The organism is Glycomyces sp. NPDC046736 (assembly GCF_040645615.1).
Lineage (GTDB): Bacteria > Actinomycetota > Actinomycetes > Mycobacteriales > Micromonosporaceae > Glycomyces.
Window position 1 is genome coordinate 267226 of sequence record NZ_JBEYYO010000002.1, and the last position, 11531, is coordinate 278756.

The window sequence follows — 11531 nt, forward strand, 5'->3', positions numbered from 1 at the left end:
TCGCGCGTTCATGTCCTGTGTCGGCCGAGTGCCGTCAGGCGTGCTGCGAGGTCTTCGGTGGTCGGGTTCGGCAGGTACGCGTCGATGCGGCCGTCGGCCACGACGCAGGCGGCGTGGGCTCGGGCTGCCGCCGTCGGGTCGTGGGTGACCATCACCACCGTCTGGTCGGACTCGTCGACGAGTTCGCGCAGCAGGTCGAGGACCTCGGCGGCCGTGTCGCGGTCGAGGGCCCCGGTCGGCTCGTCGGCGAAGAGCACGTCCGGGCGGGACGCGAGCGAGCGGGCGATCGCCGCCCGCTGCTGTTGGCCGCCGGACAGTTCGCCGGGCCTGCGGCCGAGCAGCCCGGTCAGGCCGACGCGTTCGACGAGGTGGCCGAGCCAGGCCCGGTCGGTCTTCGCGCCCGACAGGCGCAGCGGCAGCGTCAGGTTCTCCTCGACCGTCAGCGACGGCAGCAGGTTGTAGGACTGGAACACGAACCCGACCCGGTCGCGCCGCAGCACGGTCCGCTTCGCCTCGCTGAGCCCCGACAGGCGCCGCCCGCCCACCCGGACCTCGCCGCTGGTCGGGTCGTCGAGCCCGGCCGCGCAGTGCAGCAGCGTCGACTTGCCCGACCCCGAAGGGCCCACGACCGCCAGGAACGTGCCCCGCCCGACTTCGAGCGAGACGCGGTCCAAGACGGTGTGCGCCCCGTCGTAGACCTTCGAGACCTCCCGCAGCAGCAGCGCCGGGGGCCGGGCGGTGTCGGAGCGCAGCGGCGCGGCCGGGGCGGTGAGCGTGCTCATCGGCGCTTCCCGGCCACGGCGCGGACGATGAGGCCGATGCCGCTGGCCGCGGCGATGAGCCCGAACGGGATCGCGAGGATCCACAGCCCGATCGCCTGGAGCACGGCGTTGAAGACCACGCTGGCCCCCAAAGCGACCCACAGCGCGGTGGTGGTGAGTTTGTAGTGGTCGGCTCGGTACGGTGTCGTGTGCTGGTCCACGGTGTTCCCTCCTCGGGTTCGATGCTGTCGACGCTATGGCCAAACGCGTTCGCGCCCAATGCAGTCACCTGCCGAAACAGGGGTGGGGCCAGGTGGTGGGGCGGGGGTACAGGCAGCTGTAACGACGATCGGGGCCCGCGCGGGTAGGTTTCGGAGTCGACCACGGGACGAAGGGGGTGCACGGTGGCCGAGGGCAGGTTCGGGCGCTGGCGCGCCCGCTACGACGAGCTGCTGCGCCCCGAGGGCGCGGGGAGCGACTCGCGTTCGGTGCTCATGGCGTCCTTGCGGGCCTCGGGCTACGGGGCGGTGGGGGCCGCGTACGGGATCCTCGCGCTGTACACGATCCCACTGCTGCTGCTCGCGGGCCTGCTGGCGCTGCTGGGCGTGGGGAGGCCGCTGATCGCGCCGATGATGCAGTGGGTGCGGATCGTGGCCGGGCTCGAACGCCGCCGCCTGCGCCGCCTCGGACATGACGTCGCATCGCCGTACGTGCCGCCGATCGCCGACCCGCCGCGCACCCTGCGCGAGGTCCGCGCCGACCCGAGCGCGCGCCGCGACCTGTTGTGGCTGGTCGTCCACGGCACCTGGGGGCTGATCCTCGGGGCCGTCCTGCTCCAGATGCCGTTCACGTCCGTCCGGGACGTGACCTACCCGCTGTGGTGGTACTTCGCCGCCGACTCCGAGCAGCAGATCCTCAACGGGCTCATCACCGCGCAGTCGGCGAACACGGCGATCCTCGGTTGCGCCACCGGCATCGCGGTGTTCATCCTGTGGCTGCTGTTCGCGCCCAAGATCCTCGACTTCCAAGGCCGCCCCGGGGTGAGCCTGCTGGGCCCCGACCCCGAAGTCGACCTCTCCGAGCGGGTCGCCCAGCTGACCGCGACGCGCGCGGCCGCCCTCGATGCACACGCGGTCGAGCTGCGGCGGATCGAACGGGCCCTGCACGACGGGGCCCAGAACCGACTCGTGGCCGTCGCGGTCCTCATCGGCGCGGCCCGCCGCGAGATCGAACGCGCCCCGCAGCGCTCCGACGAGATCCTCGAGCGCGCCCAGACCACCGTCGAGGACGCCCTGGCCGAATTGCGAGCAGTCGTCAGATCGATCCTCCCGCCGGTCCTCGAAGACCGCGGACTCGCCGGGGCGCTCAGCGCCCTGGCCTCCGACTGCGCCGTGCCCTGCACGGTCGAGGTCGACGTGGCCACCCGCTGCCCGGCGAGCGTGGAGGCCACCGCCTATTTCGTGGTCGCCGAGTCGCTCACCAACGTGGCCAAGCATTCACACGCGACCCGCGCATCGGTGTCCGTGGCCTTGCGGGGGCCTATGCTCAGCGTGGTCGTGACCGACGACGGCCGCGGCGGCGCCGACACCGAAGCCGGGTCCGGCCTGGCCGGAATCGCGCGCCGCGTCGAAGCCCTGGACGGGACCGTCGCCGTCGACAGCCCCGCCGGCGGCCCAACCGAGATCAGAGTGGAGCTGCCGTGCCAATTTACGACTCTGCAAGCGGCGTCGTGAGGCGCATCGTGATCGCCGAAGACGACACCCTCCTGCGCGAGGGCCTCAACCTCGTCCTGCGAGGCGAGGGCTTCGACGTGGTGGCCTCGGTGGGCGGCCCCGCCGAGTTCCTCGCCGCCGTCGAGGAGCACCGGCCCGAGATCGCCGTGGTCGACGTCCGGATGCCGCCCACCCACACCGACGAGGGCATCAAAGCCGCCGTGGCCGCCCGCCGCGCCCACCCCGGGCTCGCCGTGCTCGTCCTGTCGGCCTATGTGGAGCAGTCGTTCGCGACCGACCTCCTCGCCGACGGCGCCCGCGCCGTCGGCTACCTCCTGAAGGAACGCGTCGGCCGCGTCGATGCGTTCATCGAAGCCCTCCACCGCGTCGCCTCCGGCGGCACCGCGATCGACCCCGAGGTCGTGGCGCAGCTGTTCGCGCAACGCCGCGCCGACGACCCGATCGAGCGCCTCACCCCCCGCGAGAAGGAAGTCCTCTCGGTCATGGCCGAAGGCCTGGGCAACCAGGCGATCGCCGCGCGCCTCTACATCACCGAGAACGCCGTCCACAAGCACATCCGCAACATCTTCCTCAAACTCGACCTCAACCCCGGCGACCAGACCGACCGCCGAGTCGCCGCCGTCCTCCATTACCTCGAACGCGCCTGATTCGCATAACTTTTCCTCGCGAATCGGACTGAAACCGCGTGCAGTGTCCATAATGCTGCGATCCTCGACCCCTGAAGCCGACACGACGAGGGGGACGTCATGCGCGCTGTCTGGGCCGAACTGGTCGGTACTTTCTGTCTGGTGTTCTTCGCCGTCGGGGCGGCCGTGTACGGGATCGAACCCGAGGGGATCGGGTTCGTCGGCGTCGCGTTCGCGTTCGGACTGGTGCTGTTCGCGCTCGCGTACGCGCTCGGGCCGATCTCCGGGTGCCACGTCAACCCCGCGGTCACGCTCGGGGCGCTGCTGACCGGCCGCATCGGCGCCGGGGCCGCGATCGGATACTGGATCGCGCAGTTCGCCGGCGGCATCGGCGCCGCGGCGCTGCTCAAGTTCATGACCACCGGCGGCGGCGCCACCGACCAGACCGGCGCGCTCGGCGCCAACGACTACGGCGCGACCGTCGACATGGCAGGCGCGTTCGTCATCGAAGCGCTCCTGACGTTCCTGCTCGTGTTCGTCGTCCTCGCCGTCACCTCCAAGAAAGGCGCGACCCCGGCCGCCGGAGCGGCCATCGGCCTCGTCCTGGCCGTCATCCACCTCGTGGGCCTGCCGCTCACCGGCACCTCGGTCAACCCGGCCCGGTCCCTCGGACCGGCCCTGTTCGCCGGGGGCGCGCCGCTCGAACACCTGTGGCTGTTCATCGTCGCCCCGCTCGTGGGCGGCCTCCTCGCCGCACTCGTGCAGCCCGCGCTCTACGGCAGGGAGCACACGCCCGTCGACGAAGCCGTGTGACCACCGGAAAGCCCCGGCCGCAGTGCGGCCGGGGCTTCCTTGTGTCTCAGTCGTGCTCGGGCGAGGCCCACATGCCGCGCCGCTCGGCCCGCGCGAGCTTCTCGGCCTTGCGGAGCGTGTCGCCGATCGTCAACTCCTGGTGCCGCAGGATGTACGTGTGCGCCATGCCCTCAGCGACCGCCAGGACCGCGTAGTTCATGCCGTTCTCCATCACCACGTGCGCCAGCAGCCGGTCGTACTGATCGTGGGTCGGATCGCCGGGGTCGGTGAACAAGTGCAGCGTGCGGCCTTCGAGCTTGTCCTTCGCGAACCGCTTGGACTCCGCGCCCCAGTCCTCCTCCTCGCGGTAGCCGCCGGACTCGGGGGCGTTGATCCCCATGACCCGCACCCGGACCTTCTCGCCGTCGATCCTCGCGCGGAACGTGTCCCCGTCGACCACCTCGTAGGCCTCCACCGTCGCGTAGAAGTCGCCCGGACCTTCCATGTGCCGCCTCCCTCGGGGCCCGGCCCCTCGCGGGCGAGCCTGGAGTCATCCTCGCATTGCCGCGCCCGTCAAGGGAACCGTCCCGGCAGAGCCCCGCTGTGACAGACTGTTCGGCGTGGAGCAACGACCGAACCGACGCCCCCGCGGTGCGGGAGCCGCGCAGCGCGACACCGTGCGCATCGACCCCTCCGCGCTCCCCGCCCCCCGCCGTGGCAAAGGCCAGGACGCGACCACACCCGTGCGCGCCAAGTCCACCCGACGCCCCCGGGCCCTGCTCGCCTCCGCCCTGGCGACCACCGCGTGGGCCGTCACCGTCGTGTTCACCCCGATCCTGGTGTTCGTCATCCTCGGCTGGTGGCAGGCCGGCGCCGAAGGGCCCGTCTCGGTCGTGGCCGCCGCCGCGGGCACCGTGTGGCTCACCGGGCACGGCGCGCCGGTCGACATCGGACCGATCCACCTGAGCATCGCCCCGCTCGCCCTCACCGCTGTGATCGCCTGGCGGCTGGCCAAAGCCGCCGCCGGGACCACCCGCGCGATCGGCGGCCGCGACGCCGCCGCCGTCCGAGCCGCCGCCGGTCTCGTCACCATCCTCTACTCCGGACTCGTCGCCCTGGCCGCGGCGCTGTCGGGGATCGGCCCGTTCGGCGTCGACGTCGTCCCCGCGCTCCTCCACGCCGTGCCCCTGACCATCGCCGCCACCGCCTACGGGGCCGCCCGCGAAGCCGGGGTCCTGCCCTGGGACGCGGCCTCCGAATGGCTGCGACGGGGCCTGCGCACCGGCATGATCACCGCCGGAGGCGTCCTCGCCATCGCCGCCGCCGCGGTCGGCGTCGCCTTCGCCGTACGCGGCCCGGTCGTGGCCGACACCCTCGGCGTCTACGGCGACGAAGCGTGGATCGTGGCCCTCATGACCCTCCTGTTCCTGCCCAACCTGGCCGTGTGGGCCGCCGCCTACATCGCCGGGCCCGGCTTCGCCGTCGGCGCCGGGACCGCCGTCCAGGCCGAACTGGTCGAACTCGGGCCGCTCCCGGCCTTCCCCGCGTTCGCGGCCGTCCCCAACGCGACCCTCCCCGACTACGCGACCATCCTCATCGGACTCCCGTTGATGCTCGCGGCCGTGTTCGGCGTCATCCTCACCTACCGGTCCCCGGATCTGCGCCTGCCGCGCGTCACCACCGCCGCGGTCGTGGCCGCCGCGACCGCCGCCGCCGTCCTCGGCGCCCTCTCGCTCCTGTCCGGCGGCGACGCCGGGACCACCCGCATGGCCGGGCTTGGCCCCGACCCGCTCGCCGTCGCCGGAGTCGCAGGGATCCAGTTCCTCATCGGCCTCGTCGGCGCGGCCCTGGTCGCCCGCCTGTTCGCCGTCCACCGCCGCGCCGCCGAAGCCGAGCTCGTGCGCAGAGACACGGTGGTCATCCCCGAACCGGGCGCAGGGCCCGAAGACCGGTTAGGGTTCTGGGCGTGACCGCCAACCTCGTCGTGCTCGTCTCCGGCTCCGGCTCGAACCTCCAGGCCCTCATGGACGCCTGCGCCGACCCCGCCTACGGGGCCCGGGTCGTGGCCGTCGGCGCCGACCGCCACGGCACCTACGGGCTCGAACGCGCCCAGAACGCAGGCATCCCCACGTTCGTCCAGCGCGTGAAGGACCACCCCACCCGCGACGAATGGGACGCGGCGCTCACCGCCGACATCGCCGCGTACGAGCCCGACCTCATCGTCTCGGCCGGGTTCCTCAAGATCTGCGGCCCCCGCCTCCTCGAGGCCTACCCCGGCCGCTACATCAACACGCACAATTCGCTGCTCCCGGCCTTCCCGGGCATGAACGGCCCCGGCGAGGCCCTCAACGCGGGCGTCAAACTCGCCGGAGCGACCCTGTTCATCTGCGATTCGGGGATCGACACCGGGCCCATCGTGGCCCAGTGCGCGGTGCCGGTCGAGGACGACGACACCGTCGAGACCCTCACCGAGCGCATCAAGGAAGCCGAACGCGCCCAACTGGTCGAGGCCGTGGGCCGCATGATGCGCGACGGCTGGAAGGTCGACGGGCGCCGCGTGCGCCTGGGTTGACCTCACCGAAATGACCCCCGCGCCCCTCGCGGTCAACGCCCTGGAGACGGCCACCGTCACCGCCGCTCTCGCGCTCATCCCGCTCGGCCTGCTCGCCGCCTGGGCCCTCGCCGCACTGCGCATCGGGCGCGGCGTCCCGACCCGGCTCGCGTGGCGGCACTCGGTGGCCGAAGTCGGGATCGTGGCCGGGACGCTCCCGTGGCTGTTCCTGGTCCTGACCCCGAGGAGCGGGGCGGGCGGGCTCCAGCTCGTGCCCTTCGCCGACCTGATCGACCTCGCTTCGGCCGACCCGCGGACCATCGTCGAACAGCTCGTGGGGAACCTTCTCCTGTTCTTCCTGGCCGGGCTGTTCGCGCCGCTGCGCTGGAACCTGGGCCTGTGGCAGGTGTTCGTGGCCGGGGCGGCCGGGGCCGCGCTGGTCGAGGCCGCGCAGTACGGGTTCGGGACCGGGCGCGTGGCCTCGGCCGACGACGTGCTGCTCAACGCGGTCGGAGCGCTGCTGGGCGCTTTGGCGTCGCGGCACTGGTGGCGATCCTCACGCCCCGTCGTCGAACCGGCACCCGAAACGGCCGTGTTAGGCTCGGCTCGTCGCGACTGGCGAGTGAGGTCTTTCGAGGTTTCCCGTGGCACGGACCGGGCAGCTCGTTGTTGAGGGGAAGCCTTCAGAGACATCGCAGGTGGAGCACCACCAGGGAGCGGCACTGCTGAACCTGTTACTGCGGTCGAACGCCTGGGCCGCAGTCATTACTCGACCAGGAGCAGTGCATTCATGTCTGAGCGGAAGCTCATCAAGCGAGCCCTCATCTCGGTGTACGACAAGACCGGCGTCGTCGATCTGGCCCGCGACCTCCATGCGGCGGGCGTGCAGCTCGTGTCGACCGGGTCCACCGCCGCGCGCATCGCCGAAGCGGGCGTCCCCGTCACGAAGGTCGAGGAGCTCACCGGGTTCCCCGAGATCCTCGACGACCGCGTGAAGACCCTCCACCCGAAGGTCCACGCCGGGATGCTCGCCGACGTTCGCCGCACCTCCCACCGCGCCGAGCTCGCCGAGCTCGGCATCGAGCCGTTCGACCTGCTCGTGGGCAACCTCTACCCGTTCGCGGCCACGGTCGCCTCGGGCGCGGGCTTCGACGACATCGTGGAGAAGATCGACGTGGGCGGGCCTTCGATGGTCCGCGGCGCGGCCAAGAACCACGCGAACGTGGCCGTGGTGGTCGACCCGGCCGACTACGACCTGGTGCGCACCGCCGCCACCGAAGGCACCACTGCCGCCGAGCGGCTTCGCCTGGCCGCCAAGGCGTTCGCGCACCTCGCCACCTACGACGCGGGCGTCGCGACCTGGCTGGCCGAACAGACCGCCGAGGGCGGGCTCGGCGATTTCGGGGCCGTGCCGATGGCCAAGCTCGCCGACCTGCGCTACGGGGAGAACCCGCACCAGGCCGCGGCCGTCTACAGTGTCCCCGGCGCGGCCGGGCTGGCGCAGGCCGAGCAGTTGCACGGCAAGGCGATGAGCTTCAACAACTACACCGACGCCGACGCGGCCTGGCGGGCCGCGCACGACTTCGCCGAGCCCGCGGTCGCGATCATCAAGCACGCCAACCCGTGCGGGATCGCCGTGGGCACTTCGATCGCCGAAGCGCATCGTAAGGCGCACGAGTGCGACCCGTTGAGCGCGTTCGGGGGCGTGATCGCGGCGAACGCCGAGATCGACGCCGAGGCCGCCTCGCAGATCGCGGGGATCTTCACCGAGGTCGTAGTCGCTCCGGCGTTCACCGACGAAGCGGTCGCGATCCTGACCGCGAAGAAGAACCTGCGGCTGCTGCGGGCCCCGGCGTGGGCGCCCGCCGAGCTGGAGCTGAAGCCGATCTCGGGCGGGGTGCTCGCGCAGCGGCCCGACCGGGTCGACGCCGACGGCGACGACCCCGCGAACTGGACGCTCGCGACGGGCGACGCGGCCGACGACGCGACGCTGGCCGACCTCGTGTTCGCTTGGCGCGCGGTGCGTTCGGTGAAGTCGAACGCGATCCTGCTCGCTTCCGGCGGCGCTTCGGTCGGGGTGGGCATGGGCCAGGTCAACCGGGTCGACTCGGCGAAGCTCGCGGTCGAACGCGCCGGAGCCGACCGCGCCCGCGGCGCGGTCGCCTCCTCGGACGCGTTCTTCCCCTTCCCCGACGGCCTCCAGATCCTCATCGACGGCGGCGTGAAGGCGGTCGTCCAACCGGGCGGTTCGGTCCGAGACGAAGAGGTCATCGCCGCGGCGAAGGAAGCGGGCATCACGATGTACCTGACGGGGACGCGGCACTTCACCCACTAAGGGGAGGGGCCGAAATCGGGGCTCGCGCCAACGGCCATCCCTAGCCCCCACCCACCCAGGGGGGAAAAGGAAGCCAAGTGCACGGTCGAGTTTGCGGCGGGGGTACGACAGGAATCGGGCCGAAAAACCGCCGCGGGCCGAAAAGTCGTCCGATCGTGTGAACGTAGGTGAGGGCCGCACGGGAATCTTCCCGTGCGGCCCTTCTTGTTACGAGGCCCAGGAGAGGCAGGCGCTCGGGAGGTAGCCCCAGGCGTCGCCGGAGAAGTTGACGCGGGCCCATTGGTCGGAGGTCTGGCCGCAGGCGGTGTAGGCCTCGCCGGGGGTGAGTGAACAGTCGGCGCTGTAGGTGCGACCGGCGACCACGCCGCCGACCGTGCCTTCGCCGGTGCCGGGGGCGGCCCATACCGAGCGGTTCTCGGTCGCCACGGCTGAGCAGGCGGCCGCTTCGGTGTCGGCCTGGGCCGGGGAGGCGAATCCGGCGGTGAACGCGGCTGCGGCCGCGAGGGCCGCGAACGTCATCGTCATTCGTTTCACAGTTCACTCCATTCGAGTCGATACGCGGGGATTGCCCGCATCGAGACGACGCTTTCATGAAGTGGGACCGCTGTCGACGCCCGAACGCCATTCGTCGGATTTCTTACCAGAACTGTTCTAGCTGAAAGAATTCACAGGTGGCGAGGCCCTTGCCGGTTGGGCACGCATGGACCGTTCACGATAGGTTAAAGGCATGCAGATGCTCTGTCCGAAATGTCGGAACCCGATGCACCAGTACGAGCGCAACGGCGTGGTCGTCGAGCAGTGCTCCGAATGCAAAGGCATTTTCCTCGACCGCGGCGAGCTTGAGCACCTGATGACCGCTGAGGCCTCGTTCCTGCGCGGCGCCGCGGTCGCTCCCTCGCCCCCGCAGGACGACCGCCGCTATGACGATCGTCGTCACGATGACCGCCGCTACGACGACCGGCGCCGCGACGACCACTACGACCGCCGTCGCGACGACGAGTACCGCTACAAGAAGAAGAAGCGCAAGAGCGTCTTCGAAGACCTCTTCGACTTCTGACCCGAGACTTCCGACCGCCGCACGATCACACCGTGCGGCGGTCTGCGTGCGTCAGCCGCCGAGCGGGTAGACCGCCCTCGGCGTCCACGGGATCGGCGCTCCGGTGAGCGTCTCGGAGCTCCAGTCGCCGGGGCTGGGGTGGGTGTACAGCGTGAACGACTCGACGCGGAACTTCGCCTCGAAGCCGGAGAGCGAGGCGAACGCGGCGTCGAGCGCCTCGGTGCCCACGTTCTGCGCGATGGTGATGTGCGGGTGGTACGGGAAGGTCCGCTCGCGTTCGGCCGGTCCCGAGCGGATCGCCGATTCGAGCTGCTCGCACATCGCGATCCCGTCCACCACGGCCGCGAACACCACTTCGGTGATCGGCCGGAACGACCCGGTACCCCGCAGGTGCAGGTCGAAGGCCGGGCACGCGGCGGCCACGACCGCCAGGTGCGCGCGGAAGGCCTCCAGCGAACCGGCGGCGATCTCGGTGGGCCCCAGGAGGGTCAGGTGCGCCGGGACGCTCCCGCCGAGCGGGTCGCCCGAGGCGATCCTGGCCTGGTCGAGGACCTCGCGCCACGGCGAGGGGACCGGGATGGCCACGCCGACGGTGACCGTCCGCTCGGCTCCTGGGGCGGGGCCCACTACAGCGCCACCGGCGGGAAGAATCCGACCTTCTTGTACGCCTTGGCCAGCGTGCGCGAGGCGACCTGGCGGGCCCGCTCGGCGCCCTTGGCCAGGATGCGGTCGAGCTCGGCCTTGTCGGCGAGGTACTCCTTGGTGCGGGCCGAGATCGGGCCCATGAAGTCGGCCGCGACCTCGGCGAGGTCGCCCTTGAAGTCGCCGTAGCCCTTCCCGGCGTACTCGGATTCGAGCTTCTCGACGGTCGTGTCGCCAAGGGCCGCATAGATGTTGAGCAGGTTCGAGACACCGGGCTTGTGCTCGGTGTCGAAGCGCACCTCCGCGTCGGAGTCGGTGACGGCGCTCTTGATCTTCTTGCGGATCTGGTTCGGTTCGTCGAGCAGGTACAGGCACCCGCGCGGGCTGGTCGAGGACTTCGACATCTTCTTCTCGGGCTCGGCGAGGTCCTTGATCGTCGCGGTCTCCTTGACGATGCGGGCCTCGGGCACGGTGAACGTCTGCCCGTAGGTGGTGTTGAACCGGATCGCGAGGTCGCGCGAGAGTTCGAGGTGCTGGCGCTGGTCCTCGCCCACCGGCACCTGCTCGGTCTGGTAGAGCAGGATGTCGGCGGCCTGGAGGATCGGGTAGGTGAACAGACCGACCGTTGTGCGTTCTTGTTTGGCGGACTTGTCCTTGAACTGGGTCATCCGGCCCGCCTCGCCGAACCCGGTCTCGCAGCCCAGGATCCAGGCGAGCATCGGGTGTTCGGGCACCTGGGACTGGACGAACAGGGAGCTGCGCTCGGGGTCGACACCGATCGCGAGCAGCTGCGCGGCACTGACACGAGAGCGTTCGTGCAATACCTTTGGGTCGTGATCGACGGTGATCGCGTGGAGGTCGACGACGCAGTAGAACGCGTCCGCGGTGTCCTGGATAGGCACCCACTGCCGTAGCGCGCCCAGGTAGTTGCCGAGGTGGAACGAGTCCGAGGTGGGCTGGATCCCCGAGAAGACACGGGGTTTGCGGTCGGCAGTGGTCATGTCCCGATTCTGACATCCGGGCCGGACGAGCGA

General features: G+C 71.1%; 14 protein-coding genes. 8 read left to right on the top strand and 6 right to left on the bottom strand.

Going from position 1 to position 11531, the window contains the following annotated elements:
- Nucleotides 1-8: 8 nt before the first annotated feature.
- Both AB0B28_RS03140 and AB0B28_RS03145 read right to left on the bottom strand, forming a co-directional pair.
- Nucleotides 9-782 (bottom strand): ABC transporter ATP-binding protein, encoded by a 774-nt coding sequence (locus tag AB0B28_RS03140; RefSeq protein WP_360115584.1) that lies wholly within the window; start codon nucleotides 780-782, stop codon nucleotides 9-11.
- Nucleotides 779-982: a hypothetical protein gene (locus tag AB0B28_RS03145; protein WP_360115587.1), complete on the bottom strand. Its 204-nt coding sequence runs from the start codon at nucleotides 980-982 to the stop codon at nucleotides 779-781. Before AB0B28_RS03145 ends, AB0B28_RS03140 begins: the two co-directional genes overlap by 4 nt.
- A 183-nt stretch (nucleotides 983-1165) precedes the next feature.
- On the opposite strand from AB0B28_RS03145, the gene AB0B28_RS03150 reads away from it, so the two are divergent.
- The 3 genes from AB0B28_RS03150 to AB0B28_RS03160 all read left to right on the top strand — a co-directional run bounded on the left by AB0B28_RS03150 (nucleotide 1166) and on the right by AB0B28_RS03160 (nucleotide 3933).
- Nucleotides 1166-2494, top strand: a complete 1329-nt coding sequence (locus tag AB0B28_RS03150) for a sensor histidine kinase (RefSeq protein WP_360115590.1) — start codon at nucleotides 1166-1168, stop codon at nucleotides 2492-2494.
- The gene (locus tag AB0B28_RS03155; RefSeq protein WP_360115593.1) at nucleotides 2461-3141 is read left to right on the top strand and encodes a response regulator transcription factor; all 681 of its coding nucleotides are present in this window, start codon (nucleotides 2461-2463) and stop codon (nucleotides 3139-3141) included. The genes AB0B28_RS03150 and AB0B28_RS03155 overlap by 34 nt, the downstream gene beginning before the upstream one ends.
- A gap of 99 nt (nucleotides 3142-3240) precedes the next feature.
- Nucleotides 3241-3933 (top strand): aquaporin, encoded by a 693-nt coding sequence (locus AB0B28_RS03160; protein ID WP_360115596.1) that lies wholly within the window; start codon nucleotides 3241-3243, stop codon nucleotides 3931-3933.
- Nucleotides 3934-3979: 46 nt separating this feature from the next.
- On the opposite strand, the gene AB0B28_RS03165 is transcribed toward AB0B28_RS03160, so the two are convergent.
- Nucleotides 3980-4417 carry a thermonuclease family protein gene (locus tag AB0B28_RS03165; protein WP_360115599.1) on the bottom strand — a complete coding sequence of 146 codons (438 nt, stop codon included), beginning with the start codon at nucleotides 4415-4417 and terminating at the stop codon, nucleotides 3980-3982.
- A gap of 115 nt (nucleotides 4418-4532) precedes the next feature.
- On the opposite strand from AB0B28_RS03165, the gene AB0B28_RS03170 reads away from it, so the two are divergent.
- The 4 genes from AB0B28_RS03170 (at nucleotide 4533) to purH (ending at nucleotide 8798) form a co-directional block, all read left to right on the top strand.
- Entirely contained in the window at nucleotides 4533-5882 is a 1350-nt protein-coding gene (locus tag AB0B28_RS03170; RefSeq protein WP_360115602.1) for a DUF6350 family protein, read from the top strand.
- Nucleotides 5879-6484: a phosphoribosylglycinamide formyltransferase gene (gene purN / locus AB0B28_RS03175; protein ID WP_360115605.1), complete on the top strand. Its 606-nt coding sequence runs from the start codon at nucleotides 5879-5881 to the stop codon at nucleotides 6482-6484. The genes AB0B28_RS03170 and purN overlap by 4 nt, the downstream gene beginning before the upstream one ends.
- A gap of 10 nt (nucleotides 6485-6494) precedes the next feature.
- Entirely contained in the window at nucleotides 6495-7136 is a 642-nt protein-coding gene (locus AB0B28_RS03180; RefSeq protein WP_360115608.1) for a VanZ family protein, read from the top strand.
- A gap of 117 nt (nucleotides 7137-7253) precedes the next feature.
- Nucleotides 7254-8798 (top strand): bifunctional phosphoribosylaminoimidazolecarboxamide formyltransferase/IMP cyclohydrolase, encoded by a 1545-nt coding sequence (gene purH / locus AB0B28_RS03185; RefSeq protein WP_360115611.1) that lies wholly within the window; start codon nucleotides 7254-7256, stop codon nucleotides 8796-8798.
- Nucleotides 8799-9005: 207 nt separating this feature from the next.
- Here purH and AB0B28_RS03190 read toward each other — a convergent pair whose 3' ends face one another.
- A complete protein-coding gene (locus AB0B28_RS03190; protein WP_360115614.1) occupies nucleotides 9006-9332 on the bottom strand; it encodes a hypothetical protein in 327 nt (108 codons plus the stop codon).
- Nucleotides 9333-9558: 226 nt separating this feature from the next.
- Here AB0B28_RS03190 and AB0B28_RS03195 point away from each other — a divergent pair, with 226 nt between their 5' ends.
- On the top strand, nucleotides 9559-9855 hold the full coding sequence (locus tag AB0B28_RS03195; protein WP_360115617.1) for a zf-TFIIB domain-containing protein: 297 nt from the start codon (nucleotides 9559-9561) through the stop codon (nucleotides 9853-9855).
- Between the two features lie 51 nt (nucleotides 9856-9906).
- On the opposite strand, the gene AB0B28_RS03200 is transcribed toward AB0B28_RS03195, so the two are convergent.
- On the bottom strand, nucleotides 9907-10482 hold the full coding sequence (locus AB0B28_RS03200) for a 2'-5' RNA ligase family protein (RefSeq protein WP_360115620.1): 576 nt from the start codon (nucleotides 10480-10482) through the stop codon (nucleotides 9907-9909).
- Nucleotides 10482-11498, bottom strand: a complete 1017-nt coding sequence (trpS, locus tag AB0B28_RS03205; protein WP_360115623.1) for a tryptophan--tRNA ligase — start codon at nucleotides 11496-11498, stop codon at nucleotides 10482-10484. The genes AB0B28_RS03200 and trpS overlap by 1 nt, the downstream gene beginning before the upstream one ends.
- Between the last annotated feature and the right edge of the window lie 33 nt (nucleotides 11499-11531).

Coding starts and splice junctions, on each gene's coding strand:
- AB0B28_RS03180 (WP_360115608.1), top strand. CDS start 6,495: ATGACCCCCGCGCCCCTCGCGGTCAACGCCCTGGAGACGGCCACCGTC.
- AB0B28_RS03195 (WP_360115617.1), top strand. CDS start 9,559: ATGCACCAGTACGAGCGCAACGGCGTGGTCGTCGAGCAGTGCTCCGAA.
- AB0B28_RS03160 (WP_360115596.1), top strand. CDS start 3,241: ATGCGCGCTGTCTGGGCCGAACTGGTCGGTACTTTCTGTCTGGTGTTC.
- purH (WP_360115611.1), top strand. CDS start 7,254: ATGTCTGAGCGGAAGCTCATCAAGCGAGCCCTCATCTCGGTGTACGAC.
- trpS (WP_360115623.1), bottom strand. CDS start 11,498: ATGACCACTGCCGACCGCAAACCCCGTGTCTTCTCGGGGATCCAGCCC.
- AB0B28_RS03165 (WP_360115599.1), bottom strand. CDS start 4,417: ATGGAAGGTCCGGGCGACTTCTACGCGACGGTGGAGGCCTACGAGGTG.
- AB0B28_RS03140 (WP_360115584.1), bottom strand. CDS start 782: ATGAGCACGCTCACCGCCCCGGCCGCGCCGCTGCGCTCCGACACCGCC.